The sequence below is a fragment of the Kluyvera fluvialis genome, assembly GCF_059725275.1.
In genome coordinates this window covers 4,234,664-4,254,389 of sequence record NZ_AP046142.1, presented here as the reverse complement: position 1 = coordinate 4,254,389, position 19,726 = coordinate 4,234,664, and the positions used below count along the sequence as shown (strand labels likewise).

Here is a 19,726-nt window from a genome sequence, read left to right as displayed (position 1 = left end):
AAAGATGATGAAGTGGGACTGGATTTTCTTCGATGCCGACGAGACGCTGTTTACGTTTGACTCGTTTAGTGGCTTACAGCGGATGTTTCTCGACTATAGCGTGACCTTCACCGCAGAAGATTTCCAGGACTATCAGGCGGTGAATAAACCGTTGTGGGTGGATTACCAAAACGGCGCTATCACCTCGCTTCAGCTTCAACATCAGCGCTTTGTGACCTGGGCTGAACGTTTGAATGTGCATCCTGGCGACCTTAACGATGCTTTTATGAACGCGATGGCCGAGATTTGTTCACCACTGCCGGGAGCCGTTTCACTGTTGAACGTGCTACAGGGCAAGGTGAAAATGGGCATTATCACCAACGGGTTTACCTCATTACAGCAGATTCGTCTGGAGCGCACCGGGCTTCGTGATCACTTTGATTTACTGGTGATTTCTGAAGAGGTTGGCGTCGCAAAACCGGATAAGCGAATCTTTGATTACGCCCTTGAACAGGCCGGTAACCCGGACCGTTCCCGCGTGCTGATGGTGGGGGATACCGCCGAGTCTGATATTCTCGGTGGGATGAACGCTGGCTGGGCGACCTGCTGGCTGAACGCGCACCAACGTCCGCTGCCGGAAGGCATCGAGCCGGACTGGACGGTGACCTCATTGCCTGAACTGGAGCGACTCCTGTGTAAACAGTGATTGCCAGCCCCCCTTTGATGGGTAAAATAGCCGCAATTTTTTCGTATTCAACATGCGTGGCGTAAAGCCGCGCCTACTCAAGAAGATCGAACTATGACGTTGTCTCCTTATTTGCAGGAGGTGGCCAAGCGCCGCACTTTTGCCATTATTTCTCACCCGGATGCCGGTAAAACGACGATCACTGAAAAAGTGCTGTTATTCGGACAGGCTATTCAGACCGCCGGTACGGTAAAAGGCCGTGGCTCTAGCCAGCATGCGAAATCTGACTGGATGGAGATGGAAAAGCAGCGTGGTATTTCTATTACCACCTCCGTAATGCAGTTCCCGTATCACGACTGCCTGGTTAACCTGCTCGACACCCCCGGGCACGAAGACTTCTCCGAAGATACCTATCGTACGCTGACGGCGGTTGACTGCTGTCTGATGGTTATCGATGCCGCGAAAGGCGTCGAAGACCGGACGCGCAAACTGATGGAAGTTACCCGTCTGCGCGATACGCCGATCCTGACTTTCATGAACAAACTCGACCGTGACATCCGCGATCCGATGGAAGTGCTGGATGAAGTTGAGCGCGAGCTGAAAATCGGCTGTGCGCCGATTACCTGGCCGATTGGCTGCGGCAAGCTGTTCAAAGGCGTTTACCATCTTTATAAAGATGAAACCTATCTGTACCAGACCGGTAAAGGCCATACCATTCAGGAAGTGCGTATTGTTAAAGGCCTGAACAGCCCAGAACTGGATGCTGCCGTCGGTGAAGAGCTGGCGCAACAACTGCGTGACGAGCTGGAGCTGGTGCAGGGCGCGTCCAACGAGTTCGATCAAGAGCTGTTCCTGGCAGGTGAAATTACCCCTGTATTCTTCGGTACTGCATTGGGTAACTTCGGCGTGGATCACATGCTGGATGGTTTAGTGGAATGGGCGCCTGCGCCGATGCCACGTCAAACCGACACGCGTCTGGTCGAAGCAAAAGATGAGAAGTTCTCCGGCTTCGTCTTTAAAATTCAGGCCAACATGGACCCGAAACACCGCGACCGCGTGGCGTTTATGCGTGTGGTGTCCGGCAAATATGAAAAAGGCATGAAACTGCGTCAGGTGCGTACCGGCAAAGACGTGGTGATTTCCGATGCGCTGACCTTTATGGCGGGCGACCGTTCGCACGTTGAAGAAGCGTATCCGGGCGATATCATCGGCTTGCACAACCACGGCACGATTCAGATTGGCGACACCTTCACTCAGGGTGAAACGATGAAGTTCACCGGTATCCCGAACTTCGCCCCAGAACTGTTCCGCCGTATTCGCCTGAAAGATCCACTGAAGCAAAAACAGCTGCTGAAAGGCCTGGTTCAGCTTTCTGAAGAAGGTGCGGTGCAGGTGTTCCGACCGATTGCCAATAACGATCTGATCGTCGGCGCAGTCGGTGTGCTGCAGTTTGATGTGGTAGTTGCACGTCTGAAAAGCGAGTACAACGTTGAAGCTATCTACGAATCGGTCAACGTCGCGACCGCCCGCTGGGTGGAAAGCAAAGACGTGAAGAAATTCGAAGAGTTCAAACGTAAAAACGAAGTGCAGTTGGCGCTGGATGGCGGCGATAACCTGACGTATATCGCCCCAACAATGGTGAACCTGAACCTGACTCAGGAGCGTTATCCTGAGGTTGAGTTCCGCAAAACCCGCGAGCACTAATCGCCGCCACAGAGCACGGCGTCCGCCGTGCTCTGGCTGCTTTTTCCTCACACCTCCTGCGACGGAAAGTTCTTAATTCTTGCAATTTACAACGCAAGGGTCTGATTTTTGTCCTAGTCTCCTTATCAGTACGACGAAAAAAGATAGTTAATGTGGGTTCGACCAACAGGTCGGTACGTACGGATAAAGGAGAATCATATGTTTCGTTGGGGCATCATCTTTCTGGTTATCGCGTTAATTGCCGCCGCGTTGGGCTTCGGTGGTTTGGCGGGGGCAGCAGCAGGTGCGGCAAAAATTGTTTTTGTTGTGGGTCTTATCCTGTTTCTGGTCAGCTTGTTTATGGGGCGTAAGCGCCCGTAGCGCGTTTCACTCACAGCGGCCACTCTCTAAGCCAGCCTAAGCGCTGGCTTTTTTATATATTCCTGAGTGGTGCTGTTTTACGATAGCAGTATTCAGACTGCTGACTGGTGAGGCGCGCGTGACCTATCGTTTTATTGATACCCACTGCCATTTTGATTTCCCTCCGTTTACCGATGATGAACCCGCCAGCCTGGCGCAAGCGGCTGCGGCTGGCGTCGTGAAAATCATTGTGCCCGCGATAGAAGCGGGGCGCTTTCAGCGTGTCGTGGATCTCGCCGCCGCGCACCCGCCGTTGTACGCGGCGTTGGGGCTGCACCCGATAGTCATCGAGCGTCATAGCGACGAAAGCCTGGAACAGCTCGAAACACTGCTGGCAGCAAAACCGGACAAAGTGGTGGCGGTTGGGGAAATTGGCCTTGATTTGTATCGCGAAGACCCGCAGTTTGAGCGCCAGCAGTCTCTGTTAGATGCGCAACTGCGGCTGGCAAAACGCTATGACTTGCCGGTCATCCTACATTCAAGGCGCACCCACGATAAGATGACGCAGCACCTGAAACGGCATAATCTTCCAAGAACCGGCGTGGTGCATGGTTTTTCCGGTAGCCTGCAACAGGCGGAGCGTTTCATTCAGTTGGGTTATAAAATTGGCGTCGGCGGTACAATTTCATACCCGCGGGCCAGTAAAACTCGTGATGTTATGGCGCGTTTGCCGCTGGAGGCATTAATCCTCGAAACCGATGCCCCCGATATGCCATTGAACGGTTTTCAGGGTCAGCCCAACCGCCCGGAGCGCATTGCCGATGTCTTTACGCATTTGTGTTCCTTGCGCCAGGAAAACCCAGAAGAGATAGCGGCTACGCTGCTTAATAACAGCCATGCACTCTTTGTGGGGTTATGAGGTGATGTAGATCTCATTACCGAGTATTACACTGTTTCTATTGCGTGAAACCTGTGACTTTGACCAAAAAAGATAATCACGTGGCGTTATAATCGCGGCGGCTCAGATGCCGTGATTCATCTTTTTCAATACACAGGGACTCTGTATGCAAATCCTCATGGGACTGATAGGCATGGTGGTGCTACTCGCCATTGCCTTACTGCTTTCCAGTAATCGTAAAGCCATTAACCTTCGTACCGTGCTGGGCGCCTGGATTATCCAGGTGGGCATCGGCGCATTAATTCTTTATGTTCCGGCTGGGCGTAAAGTGCTGCTGGCGATGTCGGAAGGCGTTGCCAACGTAATCGCCTACGGTAATGAAGGTATTGGTTTCCTGTTCGGTGGCCTGGTTTCCGACAAAATGTTTGAAGTCTTCGGCGGTGGCGGTTTTATCTTTGCGCTGCGCGTACTGCCGGTTATCGTCTTTTTCTCCTCGCTGATTGCTGTGCTGTATTACCTCGGCATTATGCAATTTGTGATTCGCATTCTGGGCGGTGGTCTACGCGCAGTATTGAAAACCTCGCGTACCGAATCGCTGTCGGCGACGGCAAATATCTTTGTCGGTCAAACGGAAGCGCCGCTCGTGGTACGTCCGTATATCGCGACCATGACACGTTCAGAGCTGTTTGCTGTCATGTGTGGTGGCCTGGCGTCGGTCGCGGGCTCTGTGCTGGCGGGCTATGCGCAAATGGGTGTGCCGCTGGAATATTTGATTGCTGCGTCGTTTATGGCAGCGCCAGGCGGCCTGCTGTTTGCCAAAATCATTGTGCCGGAAACAGAAAAACCGCACGACTCGCCGACGCTTGAAAGCGAAGCGAATAATCCCGATGCCCCGGCTAACGTTCTCGACGCTGCGGCTTCTGGTGCGGCATCCGGGATGCAACTGGCGCTGAACGTAGGCGCAATGCTGTTGGCGTTTATCGCCCTGATTGCGCTGTTAAACGGGATTCTGTCCGGTGTGGGCGGTTGGTTTAACTATCCCGATTTGTCATTGCAGTTGATTTTGGGCTGGGTATTCTCGCCGCTGGCATGGGTGATTGGTGTGCCGTGGAGTGAAGCGACCGTCGCCGGTTCTTTCATCGGCCAGAAGTTGGTTATCAACGAATTCGTGGCTTACATGAACTTTGGTGAATACCTGAAACCGGACGCCGAAGTGGCAGCGGCAGGGCTGCAAACCATTTCGTCACACACCAAAGCGATTATCTCTTTCGCGCTGTGTGGGTTTGCGAACCTCTCCTCCATTGCGATTCTGATTGGCGGTCTGGGCAGCATGGCTCCGAACCGTCGCCAGGAAATTGCGCAGCTTGGCCTGAAAGCGGTCGCGGCGGGGACGCTCTCTAACCTGATGAGCGCCACCATCGCGGGTGTTTTTCTCGCCCTATAAGTACAGCGCTGGGGGAATAATTTGTGTTATTCCCCTGGCCTGTAGCGCCTGGCTAAGGGCTTCAATGTCCTGCGGCCCGGCGCTACGCCACGTCTTCGCTTCCCCATAAACCCCGTGTGCATGAAATGCATTCAGGCGAACGGCAACCGTTCCCAGTCCGGCAATAAACGCGCTGAGCGGCGCAATTTCTTGCAGATAATCCGTGTGATCTGGAATGACTAACAACCGCAGTTCCGCCAGCATGTTGTGCTCGGCAAGCCATTGAATACTTTGTTTAATACGCGCGTTTCCTCGTCCGGTAAGCGCCAGGTGGCAGTCGTTGTCCCACGCTTTTAAATCCACCATTACGCCATCGCAAACGGGGCGCAGTTTTTGCCAACCGGTTATGGGTAGTTCGCCATTGCTGTCTACCAGGCACGTCAGATGCTGGAGTGCGGGCGTTTGTTTCAGGTGCTGAAAGAGCGCGCAGATAAACGGTAGCTGGGTGGTGGCTTCGCCGCCGCTAACGGTGATCCCCTCGATAAATGGCGCGACCTGGTGGATGTGCTGGACAACCTGTTCGATGCTCAGCGTTTGTGCCATCGGCGTGGCTTGCTGTGGGCACATATGCAGACAGGTGTCGCACTGCTGGCAGACGTCAGGCTGCCACACTACGCGTCCGGCGCTGAGACTTAGCGCCTGATGCGGGCACTGCGAAACGCAGTCGCCACAGTCATTGCAGCGCCCCATTGTCCACGGGTTGTGGCAGTTTTTGCAGCGCAGGTTGCAACCCTGTAAGAACAGGGCCAGGCGGCTGCCCGGCCCATCCACGCAGGAGAATGGGATGACCTTACTGACTAAAGCGCATCTGTTGTTCATGGCTAACGACGCGAGGTTGACGTTCCAGAATACGAGTATTGCGCGCGGCTTCTTCACCCAGCCAGGTGGTGTTGGTGCGCGAGCCGTCGGTACGATATTTCTCCAGATCGGAGAGGCGCACCATATAGCCGGTGACACGGACTAAATCGTTGCCGCTCACGTTGGCGCTGAACTCGCGCATACCGACTTTAAACGCCCCTAAACATAATTGCATAACCGCCTGCGGGTTACGTTTTACCGTTTCATCCAGTGTCAGGATATCGCTTATCCCCGCCGCGTAGTGTGCGTGGTGCGGCGCGACGGTGCGCAGGTGAGTAATCGGATCGGGTTCATCTCCGTACGGCAGACGCGCGCCCGGGGTAGTGCCGGTATCGGAGCTAATCCCGGATTGCGCATGTAGCAATGCGCGCTGTTGCCAGCCGTATTGCACTGGTGTGCGGGCGACGAACGCGGCAAGCTCGGCGCTGATGCGGTAGGCAAGCTGATTGGCCTGTTCATCTTTGCCATAACGCCCTGCGAGCCCTTCGCGCTCACACAAAATGTTGACGGCTTCCGCCAGGGAATAAATACCAAACATCGGTACAAAACGGTCAGGACTTATCAGCCCTTCGCTGACCAGGAAGCTATTCTCAAAGAAGTGCGATTGTTCGTACAAGAAGCGGCAGCGCGCATCGATGATGTCGATTTGCAACTGGCAGTAGTGCGGCAGCACACGAGTGAAGAAATCAGCAATGGAGTCACTGCGCTGGGCGACCTGTTGCAGATTCAGGCGAACTAAGGTGCTACCGCCACCGGCTACCGGCAGAGAGTTGTAACAGCTAACGATGCCATACTGACCTTTTGTGAATATTTTATCATTCACTGGCCCGTTGGCGATGTGCGGTTTGCTGCACTCACAAATATTTTGTGCAACCTGTAACAGCAGGTCATCGGGCGTGATTTCTGGGTCGTAAATAAAGGTGAGATTCGGTGCTACCTGCTTTAATTCAGCATCCGCGCGCAAAATGGCGCGAGTAATCGGCGTATCGTGTGGGCCAATATTGACGTGAGTAAAAGCATCGGGCAGCGTGCGATCGAGATAGCGCCAGAAACGTTTTATTCGAATATCGATTTCATCTTGTGTTAGAATTCTAACATAAGGCGATAACAGCTCATCAAGATGCCCGAGATATACCGGCATAGCCGTTACAGAGGGGACGTGGTGGTAGAGGATTGTCAGCAGCGACAGCGCATCGTCCAAATCCTCCGCGCCTTCCAGCTCCAGCCATTCAGAACCATTGGTGAGGAAACGCGCGTAATCCGGCAGCACATAGCGCGGTTTATATGGCGCGTGGCCTTCGAACATATCGCAGATAACCCCGTCGGCTAAGGCCTGGCGGGCATTATCGGGCAGTTCAGGATAGGGCAGGGCGTTTTCCGCCTCCAGCGCCAGAAAATGGCGTTTCTGTTCTGGAGACAATACGGAGCTTGTCACAATTTGCTGGCAGTGTTGCAGCAACGATGAGTCTATCGATGTTGGCATGTTCAGTTCCTCTGGCGATCGATGCGCGCAGTGTATGAAAAATGATGCACGTATCCTTTGATCCCAGCAGGTGAATGGACGTTTTATAGGCCAATGTTGGTGTGAAAACATGATATGAGTCTCGTTATTGATGTGCAAATTTGTACGAACTTTTCACTAAGTGTGATGAAGGTCGAAGTGTAAACGCGGGGCAGTGTTACAATAGTCACAGACCCGCAAGGTGACGATTTAAACGGCATTGCGCCGTCGGAGAGAAAAATGACTGATTTAAAGGCAAGCAGCCTGCGTGCGTTACAACTGATGGACTTGACCACCCTGAACGAAGACGACACTGACGCGAAAGTGATCGCGCTGTGCCATCAGGCGAAAACCCCGGTGGGTAACACTGCGGCGGTCTGCATCTACCCGCGTTTCATTCCTATTGCGCGTAAAACGCTGAACGAGCAGGGCACACCGGATATCCGTATCGCGACCGTGACCAACTTCCCACATGGTAACGATGATATTGATATCGCGCTGGCAGAAACCCGCGCCGCGATTGCTTACGGTGCTGATGAAGTTGATGTGGTATTCCCTTACCGTGCGTTGATCGCGGGTAACGAACAGGTCGGTTTTGATCTGGTTAAAGCGTGTAAAGACGCCTGTGCCGCAGCTAACGTTCTGCTGAAAGTGATTATTGAAACTGGCGAACTGAAAGAAGAAGCGCTGATTCGCAAAGCGTCTGAAATCTCCATCAAAGCCGGTGCAGACTTCATTAAAACGTCAACCGGTAAAGTACCGGTGAACGCGACCCCAGAAAGCGCGCGCATCATGATGGAAGTTATCCGCGATATGGGCGTGTCTAAAACGGTTGGTTTCAAACCAGCGGGCGGCGTACGCACTGCGGAAGATGCACAGCTGTTCCTGTCGATTGCCGATGAACTGTTTGGCGCAGACTGGGCGGATTCCCGTCACTACCGTTTCGGCGCATCCAGTCTGCTGGCAAGCCTGCTGAAAGCGCTGGGTCATGGCGACGGCAAGAGCGCAAGCAGCTACTAAGTCTTTTATTGCCGGATGTGTAGCGACGTAGGCCGGATAAGGCGCAGCCGCCATCCGGCATGAATACGACTGCCGGGTGGCGCGTTGCTTACCCGGCCTACAACGGCCTTCTACTCTTTTCCCCTGGGGGTTACCGTGTTTCTCGCACAAGAAATTATTCGTAAAAAACGTGATGGTCAGGCGCTGAGCGATGAAGAAATTCGTTTCTTTATCAATGGTATTCGCGATAACACCATCTCAGAAGGGCAGATTGCAGCCCTGGCTATGACCATTTTCTTCCACGATATGAACATGCCGGAGCGTGTTTCGCTGACTATGGCGATGCGAGATTCTGGAACCGTCCTGGACTGGAAAAGCCTGAATCTGAATGGCCCTATTGTCGATAAACACTCTACCGGCGGTGTGGGCGATGTGACTTCGCTGATGCTTGGCCCAATGGTGGCTGCGTGTGGCGGCTATGTGCCAATGATCTCTGGTCGCGGCTTGGGCCATACCGGCGGTACGCTCGACAAACTGGAAGCGATTCCTGGGTTCGATATCTTCCCGGATGACAACCGTTTCCGCGAAATTATTAAAGACGTGGGTGTGGCGATTATCGGGCAAACCAGCTCGCTCGCACCGGCGGACAAACGTTTTTACGCCACCCGCGATATTACCGCGACGGTGGACTCCATCCCGCTTATCACTGCGTCAATCCTCGCCAAAAAATTGGCGGAAGGGCTGGATGCATTGGTGATGGATGTCAAAGTAGGCAGCGGCGCATTTATGCCGACCTACGAACTTTCTGCGGCACTGGCAGAAGCGATTGTTGGCGTTTCCAACGGCGCAGGCGTGCGTACCACCGCCTTGCTTACCGATATGAATCAGGTGCTGGCTTCCAGCGCGGGTAATGCCGTTGAAGTCCGCGAAGCCGTGCAGTTCCTGACCGGTGAATACCGTAACCCACGCCTGTTCGATGTCACGATGGCGCTGTGCGTTGAGATGCTTATCTCCGGTAATCTGGCGAAAGACGACGGCGAAGCGCGCGCAAAACTACAGGCGGTGCTGGATAACGGCAAAGCGGCAGAGATTTTCGGTCGCATGGTGGCGGCGCAGAAAGGGCCGACCGATTTCGTTGAAAACTATGCGAAATATCTGCCGACGGCGATGCTCAGCAAAGCAGTCTATGCTGATACTGAAGGCTTTGTTAGTGCGATGGATACCCGAGCGCTGGGTATGGCAGTTGTTTCTATGGGCGGCGGTCGCCGTCAGGCTTCGGACACCATTGATTACAGCGTCGGCTTTACCGACATGGCGCGCCTGGGCGACAGCGTTGATGGTCAACGTCCTCTGGCGGTTATCCACGCGAAAGATGAGTCCAGCTGGCAAGATGCGGCAAAAGCCGTGAAGGCGGCCATTAAACTGGACGACAAAGCGCCAGAAATTACACCGACAGTCTATCGCCGGATAACTGAATAGCGATATACTGATCTGATCGCTTTTTTGCAGCGCAAGATGTATGGAGAACAAGATGAAACGTGCATTTATTATGGTGCTGGACTCCTTTGGGATTGGTGCAACAGAAGACGCAGACCGCTTTGGTGACGTCGGTTCAGATACTATGGGCCACATTGCAGAAGCCTGTGCCAAAGGTGAGGCTGACAATGGCCGCAAAGGCCCGCTGAATTTACCCAACCTGACTCGCCTGGGGCTGGTTAAAGCTCACCAGGGGTCTACCGGCAAAATCGCCGCCGGGATGGACGCCAACGCGGAAGTGGTTGGCGCATACGCCTGGGCGCATGAGCTTTCTTCCGGTAAAGATACGCCATCTGGTCACTGGGAAATCGCCGGTGTACCGGTACTGTTCGAATGGGGCTATTTCAGCGACCATCAGAACAGCTTCCCGCAGGAACTGCTGGATAAACTGGTAAAACGCGCAAATCTGCCGGGTTACCTCGGTAACTGTCACTCTTCCGGTACAGTGATTCTGGATGAGCTTGGCGAAGAACATATGAAAACCGGCAAGCCGATTTTCTATACCTCCGCTGACTCCGTGTTCCAGATTGCTTGCCACGAGGAGACTTTTGGGCTGGATAAACTTTACGAGCTGTGCGAAATCGCTCGTGAAGAACTGACCGAAGGCGGCTACAACATTGGTCGCGTTATCGCGCGTCCGTTTATCGGTGATAAAGCGGGGAACTTCCAGCGCACCGGTAACCGTCACGACCTGGCTGTTGAACCGCCAGCGCCGACCGTGTTGCAAAAACTGGTGGATGAAAAACACGGCCACGTGGTTTCTGTCGGTAAAATTGCTGATATCTACGCTAACTGCGGTATCACTAAAAAAGTGAAAGCGACTGGCCTGGATGCGCTGTTCGACGCGACCATCAAAGAGATGAAAGAAGCGGGTGATAAGACTATCGTCTTCACTAACTTTGTAGACTTCGACTCTTCCTGGGGCCACCGTCGCGATATCGCCGGTTATGCCGCAGGTCTGGAACTGTTCGACCGCCGTCTGCCGGAGCTGATGGAGCTGGTGGGTGAGGATGATATTCTGATCCTGACCGCTGACCACGGCTGTGACCCAAGCTGGCAGGGCACTGACCATACCCGTGAGCACATCCCTGTGCTGATTTACGGCCCGAAAGTAAAACCAGGCTCGCTGGGACACCGTGAAACCTTCGCGGATATCGGCCAGACCCTGGCGACTTACTTTGGTACGTCACCGATGGAATACGGCAAAAATATGCTGTGATACTCGTTGCCGGATAGCACTACGCTTATCCGGCCTACGAGGAATCGTTTGTTGTTTGTAGGCCTGATAAGGCGTAGCCGCCATCAGGCATTAGCAACTTATAAAAGGATAAAATAATGGCTACCCCACACATTAACGCAGAAATGGGCGATTTCGCTGACGTAGTTTTGATGCCAGGCGACCCGCTGCGTGCTAAGCACATTGCTGAAACTTTCCTTGAAGACGTGCGTGAAGTGAACAACGTTCGCGGCATGTTGGGTTTTACCGGGACGTATAAAGGCCGTAAGATCTCCGTAATGGGTCACGGCATGGGTATCCCGTCTTGCTCCATCTACACCAAAGAGCTGATCACTGATTTCGGCGTGAAGAAAATCATCCGTGTGGGTTCCTGCGGCGCGGTACGCCCGGACGTGAAGCTGCGTGACGTGGTTATCGGTATGGGGGCTTGCACTGACTCTAAAGTAAACCGTCTGCGTTTTAAAGATCACGATTTCGCTGCCATCGCTGACTTCGGCATGGTGCGCAACGCGGTTGACGCCGCGAAAGCGCTGGGCGTTGACGCTCGCGTGGGTAATATCTTCTCCGCAGACCTGTTCTATACGCCGGATCCGCAAATGTTCGACGTGATGGAGAAGTACGGCATTCTGGGTATTGAGATGGAAGCTGCAGGTATCTACGGCGTGGCGGCAGAATTTGGGGCGAAAGCGCTGACCATCTGCACCGTGTCTGACCATATCCGTACTCACGAGCAGACCACTGCCGCTGAACGTCAGACGACCTTCAACGACATGATCAAAATCGCGCTGGAATCCGTACTGCTGGGCGACCAGGAGTAAGGTGCATTTGTTGTGCCCGGTGGCGCTACGCTTACCGGGCCTACAAACAGGCAAAAATCGGCACGAACCTGTAGGCCGGATAAGGCGCAGCCGCCATCCGGCAATTATCTACCGCTCTAGCGCACGGCCCCGGCAATCCATGCCGACAACTCCCGCAGCTCGTTTTCCTGCTCAGGATATTCCGCCAGCAAAGACTCACAGGTTTGTTGCAACACGTCGGCGCGGTATTGGCAGCCCTGTAGACGCTCTGCCAGCGCTTCTAACGGCGCGGGGTTAAGGCTATCGGTAAACACTTGCGTACGGGTAATTAACCCTTTCTCGACGTCGAAATGTAGCTCGACACCTCCCCAGGTGAAACGCTCATCCAGCAAATGGCTGAACGCCGGAGCCTGACCAAAATTCCACTCCCAGCTACTCTGACGAGCAAACGTTTCAGCAAAATTAGGCAGATCCGGGGCTTTATCTGGAGAGATAATTTCGGCCTCGACGCGCTCACCATAATGCCGGAAGAAAGCATCGGTTATCGCTTCGCAGATTTTCTCGTGAGTTATTTCAGGCAACAACTCGACCAGGTTAGCAACCCGGCCTCGCACAGAGGTGATCCCCTTTGCCTGGAGTTTCTTTTTATCTGGATTAAGGTAGTTTGCCAGGCGGCTGAGATCGGCATTCAACAGCAGCGTACCGTGGTGAAAACCGCGATCTTTCGTTTCGCGATAGGCTGAACCAGACACTTTGCGATCGCCCTCGTCAGTTTTCACGATCAGATCGTTACGCCCGGAGGCCTCTGCCGTGATCCCTAGCGAGTTTAACGCGTCCAGCACAATGCTGGTGGAGATGGTTTTATCGTATTCCGGTTTACCGGCCATAAAGGTAAAACAGGTATTACCGAGGTCGTGAAAAACCGCTCCGCCGCCGCTGCTACGGCGTGCAAGGCGCACGTTATCTTCTTCCATCCGTCGGGTATTACACTCTTTCCACGGGTTTTGCGCTCGGCCAATCACAACGGTATCCGCATTGCGCCACAGGAATAACACCCGTTGAGTGGCAGGCATTTGGCGGAAAATACACTCTTCCACGGCCAGGTTAAACCAGGGATCGTGGGATTCTGAAAGCAGCAGACGCAGCGTTGACATGGCGATTTCCTTTCTGATTAATCTTTATCTTCGTCCTGAACCGGTTTGTTGGCGGTGAGCAGGAACGGCGACTGTTGCCAGCGGGTGCGTTTACCGCGCAGCAGGGTGCGGGCGAGCACGACGCCGATAGCCAGCGACAACAGCAGCATAAGGCGTAGAATGTTGGTGGTATTGTCCACTTGCCGGGATTCGGTGGCGATGGTGTGCGTATCCAGCGTCAGCCGCAAATAGCCGAGTGGGCCATTTTTCCCCTGAATAGGTTCGACGATTTGCTGGTTAAAGTAGCTGCCGGCTTTTTTGCCATCCAGCGCCAGGCGATCGCGGAGATCGACCTGTTCGCCTGCGTGCACGATAAGATCGCCTTGTTCGTCGTAGACGCCAGCGTCCAGAATACGGCTTTTGGCGGTAAGCTGATTGAGCAGTTGCCCAATCTTTTTCTCGTCTGGCGTTTCGCTTCTCATCATGGGAGCTAAATTCAGCGACACCTGATACGCCAACGTTCTCGCCAGCTCTTCAAGCTGCGGATTACGTTGTTTCTGGCTTTGCTGGCTGAACCATGAGGCCCCTTGCATCAGCGCGACCAGCAGTGCGAGACAGATAAGAACGATTGCCGTGCGATGCAGCCGAAATTTCAGTTTTGCGCGAACCATATTCCACCTTTGAAAATTTACAGCTTAATGTTGCCAGAAGCGCTGGTTACAAGGTAGCCTCAGGCGTTATTTTCCTTGGCTTAATAAAAGAAGATTGGAGCCGTAATGCCAAACAGTTTGACCTGGTGCGACCTGCCTGAAGATGTTTCCCTGTGGCCTGGGTTGCCGCTTTCACTCAGCGGCGATGAAGTGATGCCGCTGGATTATCACGCCGGTCGCAGCGGCTGGTTGCTGTATGGCCGTGGTCTGAATAAAGAACGCCTGACGACCTATCAGCGTAAGCTGGGGGCAGCGATGGTGATTGTAGCCGCCTGGTGTGTTGAAGATTATCAGGTTATTCGCCTGGCGGGATCATTAACGCCAAGAGCGACACGTCTGGCGCATGATGCCGGGCTTGACGTGGCTCCGCTGGGGAAAATTCCGCACCTGCGTACGCCGGGATTACTGGTGATGGATATGGATTCTACGGCAATTCAGATTGAATGCATCGATGAAATCGCCAAATTGGCCGGAACAGGCGAACTGGTATCGGAAGTGACCGAGCGCGCAATGCGCGGCGAGTTAGACTTCAGCGCGAGCCTGCGGCAGCGTGTCGCGACGTTAAAAGACGCCGATGCCAATATTCTGCGTCAGGTTCGTGATGAGCTACCGTTAATGCCAGGGTTGACTCAACTGGTGCTGAAACTGGAAACGCTCGGCTGGAAAGTAGCGATTGCCTCCGGCGGCTTTACCTTCTTTGCGGAATATCTGCGTGACAAACTGCGCTTAACGGCGGCGGTGGCGAATGAGTTAGGTATTCGTGACGGCAAACTGACGGGTGAAGTGGTCGGTGACATTGTCGATGCGCAGTATAAAGCGAAAACGCTGCTGCAATTGGCTGAAAAATATGAAATTCCACATACCCAGACAGTAGCGATAGGCGATGGTGCTAATGACCTGCCGATGATCAAAAAAGCGGGTCTGGGGATTGCGTATCATGCCAAACCCAAAGTGAATGAACAGACGGAAGTCACTATCCGCCATGCCGATTTGATGGGGGTGTTCTGCATCCTCTCCGGCAGCATGAATCAGAAATAAAGAGGTTAACGTGGCGAAAGCTCCTAAACGCGCATTTGTTTGTAATGAGTGCGGTGCGGACTACCCGCGCTGGCAGGGGCAATGCAGCGCCTGTCAGGCATGGAATACCATCACCGAGGTGCGTGTTGCGGCTTCCCCCACGGTTGCACGTAACGAGCGCCTGAGCGGCTATGCGGGTAATGCCGGTGTCGCGAAGGTGCAAAAACTGTCGGACATTAGTCTGGAAGAACTGCCTCGCTTTTCTACCGGTTTTAAAGAGTTTGACCGTGTGCTGGGCGGCGGCGTGGTTCCTGGCAGCGCAATCCTGATTGGCGGCAACCCCGGCGCGGGGAAATCTACCCTGTTGCTGCAAACGTTGTGCAAGCTGGCTGAACAAATGAAAACCCTGTACGTCACTGGGGAAGAATCATTGCAGCAGGTCGCAATGCGTGCGCATCGCCTCGGCCTGCCAACGGCGAACATGAATATGCTGTCGGAAACCAGTATTGAACAGATTTGCCTGATTGCCGAAGAAGAACAGCCGAAGCTAATGGTCATTGACTCCATTCAGGTAATGCACATGGCGGATATCCAGTCCTCGCCGGGCAGTGTGGCTCAGGTGCGCGAGACTGCCGCTTATCTGACGCGATTTGCGAAAACGCGCGGTGTGGCGATTGTGATGGTTGGCCATGTGACGAAGGACGGCTCTCTGGCGGGGCCAAAAGTGCTGGAACACTGTATCGACTGCTCAGTGCTGCTCGATGGTGATGCCGACTCTCGCTTCCGTACCTTGCGCAGCCATAAAAACCGTTTTGGCGCGGTGAATGAGTTAGGTGTGTTCGCCATGACCGAGCAGGGATTACGCGAAGTCAGCAACCCGTCGGCGATTTTCCTGAGCCGAGGTGATGAAGTGACCTCCGGTAGCTCCGTTATGGTTGTGTGGGAAGGAACGCGCCCTTTGCTGGTAGAGATTCAGGCGCTGGTGGACCAATCCATGATGTCCAACCCAAGGCGCGTTGCCGTGGGGCTGGAACAGAACCGTTTAGCGATTTTGCTTGCCGTATTGCACCGACATGGTGGTTTACAAATGGCGGATCAAGACGTGTTCGTGAATGTGGTGGGCGGCGTTAAAGTGACAGAAACCAGCGCCGATTTAGCGTTGTTATTGGCGATGGTTTCCAGCCTACGAGATAGGCCGTTGCCACAGGATCTGGTGGTCTTTGGTGAAGTCGGGTTATCCGGTGAGATTCGTCCAGTCCCTAGCGGCCAGGAACGTATTTCAGAAGCGGCGAAGCACGGCTTCCGCCGGGCGATTGTTCCGGCAGCCAATGTCCCTAAAAAACCGCCCGAAGGGATGCAGGTCTTCGGTGTGAAGAAACTCACTGATGCACTGAGTGTCTTTGACGACTTATAATATCTAATCTCAGTAGGCCTGATAAGCGTAGTGTCATCAGGCAGAGTAGGGTTACTACGCCGGGTGACGGCGCTGCCTTATTTGGCCTACGATCGTTTTATCACCGTCTATATCCCACTATCCGATTTTGCAGGAGGCACCTTTGTCAGCGTTCGATTATTTGAAAACCGCCATCCGCCAGAAAGGCTGTACTTTACAGCAAGTTGCTGATGCCAGCGGCATGACTAAAGGTTATTTAAGCCAACTGTTAAATGCGAAAATTAAAAGCCCTAGTGCGCAAAAGCTGGAAGCGCTGCATCGCTTTTTAGAGCTAGAGTTTCCCCGTCAGCAGAAAAATGTTGGCGTCGTATTTGGTAAGTTTTATCCCCTGCATACTGGGCATATTTATTTAATTCAACGCGCCTGTAGTCAGGTTGATGAGTTACATATCATCATGGGGTATGACGACACGCGTGACCGCGCGTTGTTTGAGGACAGCGCAATGTCGCAGCAACCTACGGTTTCGGATCGCTTGCGCTGGTTGCTGCAAACCTTCAAGTATCAAAAAAATATCCGCATTCATGCCTTCAATGAGGAAGGGATGGAGCCTTATCCGCACGGCTGGGACGTGTGGAGCGCAGGCATGAAAACCTTTATGGAAGAGAAGGGGATCCAGCCTAATTGGATCTACTCTTCTGAAGAGGCCGATGCGCCACAGTACCTTGAGCATTTAGGTATTGAAACGGTGCTGATTGACCCGAAAAGAACGTTTATGAACATTAGTGGCGGGCAGATTCGTGAAAACCCGTTCCGCTACTGGGATTATATTCCTACCGAAGTGAAGCCGTTCTTTGTGCGTACTGTCGCTATTCTTGGCGGCGAGTCCAGTGGGAAATCAACGTTGGTGAATAAACTTGCGAACATTTTTAATACCACCAGTGCCTGGGAATATGGCCGTGACTATGTGTTCTCGCACTTGGGCGGTGATGAAATGGCGTTGCAATATTCTGATTACGACAAAATAGCTCTCGGCCACGCCCAGTACATTGATTTTGCGGTGAAGTACGCCAATAAAGTGGCGTTTATCGATACCGATTTTGTTAGCACTCAGGCGTTCTGCAAGAAGTATGAAGGGCGTGAGCACCCGTTCGTCCAGGCATTGATTGACGAGTATCGTTTTGACTTAGTTATTCTGCTGGAGAATAACACCCCGTGGGTTGCCGATGGGCTGCGTAGCCTGGGTAGCTCAACTGCTCGCAAAGAGTTCCAGGAATTACTGGTGTCGATGCTTGAGAAGAACAACATCGAGTTCGTTCACGTCAAAGAATCTGACTACGATTCACGGTTTCTGCGATGCGTGGAATTAGTTAGGGAATTGATGGGCGATTAACCGAAACGGGTTTCTCAGAAGAGAAACCCGTTTTCTTATCTAACACAGCTTAAATAAACACGATATCAATAAAATAATAAAAAATAATAATCAATCAAATATATATCATTTATAATAATATATATTGATTTGTATGTGCGCACTTATAATTCATCTAAATTATTTATCCTAATAGTATTTTCTTAAAAATTATTTATTTTAAATAATTATTTTAATTTAATTAAAACAACTGAGCTACGAAAACATTTGTTATTGGGTACAATATCTCAAGGCAAATATGTCTTCTGGAATATTCAATGGAGTGATGTTCCGGATTTTTTAATATCCTTAGTTTATATGGCAAATATAAAATATATTTGTATCACTCCTTATAAGACATTCCTTCAAATTATAAATCCATCTCAGTTAGCGTACTGGTAGCTATAAGCCATGGGCGGTAGCGTGTCTGAATCAAAGAGATGTACAGGAGCAACATGGCCAGAAGTGGCTTAGAAGTACAACAGGCGGTTATCAAAGCATTATTCATGAGAGAAATAAAAACTCGTTTTGGTAAGTATCGTCTCGGATGTTTGTGGGCAGTCCTGGAGCCAGCATCTCATCTTGTTATTTTGTTAACCGTATTCGGATATATAATGCGGAAAACGATGCCGGATATATCATTTCCTGTATTTATTATAAATGGATTAATACCTTATTTTATTTTTACAAATATAGCCAACAGATCTATTAAGGCAATCGATGCAAACGCCGGCCTATTTAGCTATAGGCCAGTAAAACCTATTGATACAATTATAGCCAGAGCGTTTCTTGAAGTTATTATATACGTATCGGTATACATTGTATTAATGTCTCTTATTGGTTTCTGTGGTGAAGAATATGAGTTTGATCAGATCGTTATATTATGTTCGGTTTGGTTTTTTTTGACTATCTTTGCTTGTGGGATTGGCATTATCTTTATGGTTGTTGGCAAGCGGTTTCGTGAAACCGAAAAATTCCTACCAATTATGCTAAAACCACTCTATTTCGTTTCGTGCATAATGTTTCCCCTGCATTCTATCCCTGAAGATTATAGAAAATATTACCTTATTAATCCGATTGTTCATGCAGTGGAATTAAGCCGAGAGTCTGTTGTCTCTGGGTATTCAAGTGCTGGTGTTAGTCTTGGATATCTGGCATTTAGTTCTTTGCTTGTATTCTTCATGGGAATTGCACTTTATGTATCTCAGGAAGAGGCTATGTTGACATCATGATTAAAATTGAAGAGTTGACAAAAAGTTATAAAACTCCACATGGCAGAAAGTATGTCTTTAAGAACGTTAATATTGAATTGCCTGAGAACAAAAGTGTGGCTCTAGTTGGTCGTAATGGTGCTGGTAAATCAACATTATTGAGAATTATCGGAGGGATAGACAAGCCTGATTGCGGACGTATTATTACGAATAAAAAAATATCCTGGCCAGTCGGTTTATCCGGTGGTTTTCAGGGGAGTCTTTCTGGACGTGATAATGTGAAGTTTGTTGCTCGGGTTTATGCCAAAAATGAAAATATTTCTAATATTATCAGTTTTGTGGAGCAATTTTCTGAACTTGGTCAATACTTTGATATGCCAATAAATACATATTCTTCGGGGATGCGTTCAAGACTTGGTTTCGGACTTAGTATGGCCTTCAAATTTGATTATTATTTAGTTGATGAGGTGACTGCAGTTGGGGATGCAAGATTTAAACAAAAATGCGCCGATTTATTTAAAAGCCGAGGAAGTGAATCTAGTCTATTAATGGTATCACATAGTTTTCACACTTTAGTTGAACATTGCGATGTTGCTCTTTTTATTGATAGGCAAAATAGGATTACATACTTTGATACTGTCATCGATGCTATCAAAAAATACCGATTCGAAGAGTTCGGTATATCTTGATTGTATTTTGTATTAATGTTTTTATCGGTGGGTATCAAAATGAAAAAACTAATGAAGTTGATCAGAACTCCAGGGATGTTCTTCCGTGATTATTTAAATAAAAGATATCCCATTATCAGGAGTGAAATATCATGTCCGGCTTATGATGA

Annotated in this window: 18 protein-coding genes; 14 read left to right on the top strand and 4 right to left on the bottom strand. The window is 51.4% G+C overall.

Annotated elements, in window-relative coordinates; translation table 11 throughout:
- The first annotated feature begins 7 nt into the window (after positions 1–7).
- From yjjG to AC6I4B_RS20070, 5 genes are all read left to right on the top strand, one after another.
- Positions 8–685, top strand: coding sequence for a pyrimidine 5'-nucleotidase (gene yjjG / locus AC6I4B_RS20090; RefSeq protein ID WP_497772262.1), 678 nt, complete (start codon positions 8–10; stop codon positions 683–685).
- 93 nt (positions 686–778) lie between these two features.
- On the top strand, positions 779–2,368 hold the full coding sequence (gene prfC / locus AC6I4B_RS20085; RefSeq protein WP_497767684.1) for a peptide chain release factor 3: 1,590 nt from the start codon (positions 779–781) through the stop codon (positions 2,366–2,368).
- Between the two features lie 198 nt (positions 2,369–2,566).
- Positions 2,567–2,728 (top strand): DUF1328 family protein, encoded by a 162-nt coding sequence (locus AC6I4B_RS20080; RefSeq protein ID WP_234508140.1) that lies wholly within the window; start codon positions 2,567–2,569, stop codon positions 2,726–2,728.
- Positions 2,729–2,846: 118 nt separating this feature from the next.
- Positions 2,847–3,626, top strand: a complete 780-nt coding sequence (locus AC6I4B_RS20075) for a TatD family hydrolase (protein ID WP_497767682.1) — start codon at positions 2,847–2,849, stop codon at positions 3,624–3,626.
- Between the two features lie 145 nt (positions 3,627–3,771).
- Entirely contained in the window at positions 3,772–5,049 is a 1,278-nt protein-coding gene (locus AC6I4B_RS20070) for a NupC/NupG family nucleoside CNT transporter (protein WP_497767681.1), read from the top strand.
- On the opposite strand, the gene AC6I4B_RS20065 is transcribed toward AC6I4B_RS20070, so the two are convergent.
- Both AC6I4B_RS20065 and AC6I4B_RS20060 read right to left on the bottom strand, forming a co-directional pair.
- The gene (locus AC6I4B_RS20065; protein WP_497767679.1) at positions 5,044–5,907 is read right to left on the bottom strand and encodes a YjjW family glycine radical enzyme activase; all 864 of its coding nucleotides are present in this window, start codon (positions 5,905–5,907) and stop codon (positions 5,044–5,046) included. The genes AC6I4B_RS20070 and AC6I4B_RS20065 overlap by 6 nt on opposite strands.
- The gene (locus tag AC6I4B_RS20060; RefSeq protein WP_497767678.1) at positions 5,879–7,429 is read right to left on the bottom strand and encodes a YjjI family glycine radical enzyme; all 1,551 of its coding nucleotides are present in this window, start codon (positions 7,427–7,429) and stop codon (positions 5,879–5,881) included. Before AC6I4B_RS20060 ends, AC6I4B_RS20065 begins: the two co-directional genes overlap by 29 nt.
- A gap of 258 nt (positions 7,430–7,687) precedes the next feature.
- Between AC6I4B_RS20060 and deoC the strand changes: the two genes are divergently transcribed.
- The 4 genes from deoC to deoD all read left to right on the top strand — a co-directional run bounded on the left by deoC (position 7,688) and on the right by deoD (position 12,037).
- Positions 7,688–8,467 (top strand): deoxyribose-phosphate aldolase, encoded by a 780-nt coding sequence (deoC, locus tag AC6I4B_RS20055; protein WP_497767676.1) that lies wholly within the window; start codon positions 7,688–7,690, stop codon positions 8,465–8,467.
- A 135-nt stretch (positions 8,468–8,602) separates the two neighbouring features.
- Positions 8,603–9,925 (top strand): thymidine phosphorylase, encoded by a 1,323-nt coding sequence (gene deoA, locus AC6I4B_RS20050; protein WP_497767675.1) that lies wholly within the window; start codon positions 8,603–8,605, stop codon positions 9,923–9,925.
- 52 nt (positions 9,926–9,977) lie between these two features.
- Positions 9,978–11,201 carry a phosphopentomutase gene (gene deoB, locus AC6I4B_RS20045; protein ID WP_497767673.1) on the top strand — a complete coding sequence of 408 codons (1,224 nt, stop codon included), beginning with the start codon at positions 9,978–9,980 and terminating at the stop codon, positions 11,199–11,201.
- 116 nt (positions 11,202–11,317) lie between these two features.
- On the top strand, positions 11,318–12,037 hold the full coding sequence (gene deoD / locus AC6I4B_RS20040) for a purine-nucleoside phosphorylase (protein WP_015966021.1): 720 nt from the start codon (positions 11,318–11,320) through the stop codon (positions 12,035–12,037).
- Positions 12,038–12,153: 116 nt separating this feature from the next.
- Here deoD and lplA read toward each other — a convergent pair whose 3' ends face one another.
- Together lplA and AC6I4B_RS20030 are read right to left on the bottom strand one after the other, a co-directional pair.
- The gene (gene lplA / locus AC6I4B_RS20035) at positions 12,154–13,170 is read right to left on the bottom strand and encodes a lipoate--protein ligase (RefSeq protein ID WP_497767671.1); all 1,017 of its coding nucleotides are present in this window, start codon (positions 13,168–13,170) and stop codon (positions 12,154–12,156) included.
- 17 nt (positions 13,171–13,187) lie between these two features.
- Positions 13,188–13,820 (bottom strand): YtjB family periplasmic protein, encoded by a 633-nt coding sequence (locus AC6I4B_RS20030; protein WP_497767670.1) that lies wholly within the window; start codon positions 13,818–13,820, stop codon positions 13,188–13,190.
- A gap of 105 nt (positions 13,821–13,925) precedes the next feature.
- Between AC6I4B_RS20030 and serB the strand changes: the two genes are divergently transcribed.
- The 5 genes from serB (at position 13,926) to AC6I4B_RS20005 (ending at position 19,577) form a co-directional block, all read left to right on the top strand.
- Complete coding sequence (gene serB, locus AC6I4B_RS20025; protein ID WP_497767668.1) at positions 13,926–14,897, top strand: phosphoserine phosphatase; 972 nt, start codon at positions 13,926–13,928, stop codon at positions 14,895–14,897.
- Between the two features lie 10 nt (positions 14,898–14,907).
- Complete coding sequence (gene radA / locus AC6I4B_RS20020) at positions 14,908–16,290, top strand: DNA repair protein RadA (protein ID WP_497767667.1); 1,383 nt, start codon at positions 14,908–14,910, stop codon at positions 16,288–16,290.
- A gap of 142 nt (positions 16,291–16,432) precedes the next feature.
- Positions 16,433–17,659 carry a multifunctional transcriptional regulator/nicotinamide-nucleotide adenylyltransferase/ribosylnicotinamide kinase NadR gene (gene nadR / locus AC6I4B_RS20015; RefSeq protein WP_497767665.1) on the top strand — a complete coding sequence of 409 codons (1,227 nt, stop codon included), beginning with the start codon at positions 16,433–16,435 and terminating at the stop codon, positions 17,657–17,659.
- A 473-nt stretch (positions 17,660–18,132) separates the two neighbouring features.
- Positions 18,133–18,909, top strand: a complete 777-nt coding sequence (locus AC6I4B_RS20010; protein ID WP_497767664.1) for an ABC transporter permease — start codon at positions 18,133–18,135, stop codon at positions 18,907–18,909.
- A complete protein-coding gene (locus AC6I4B_RS20005; protein ID WP_497767662.1) occupies positions 18,906–19,577 on the top strand; it encodes an ABC transporter ATP-binding protein in 672 nt (223 codons plus the stop codon). The genes AC6I4B_RS20010 and AC6I4B_RS20005 overlap by 4 nt, the downstream gene beginning before the upstream one ends.
- Positions 19,578–19,726 lie beyond the last annotated feature (149 nt).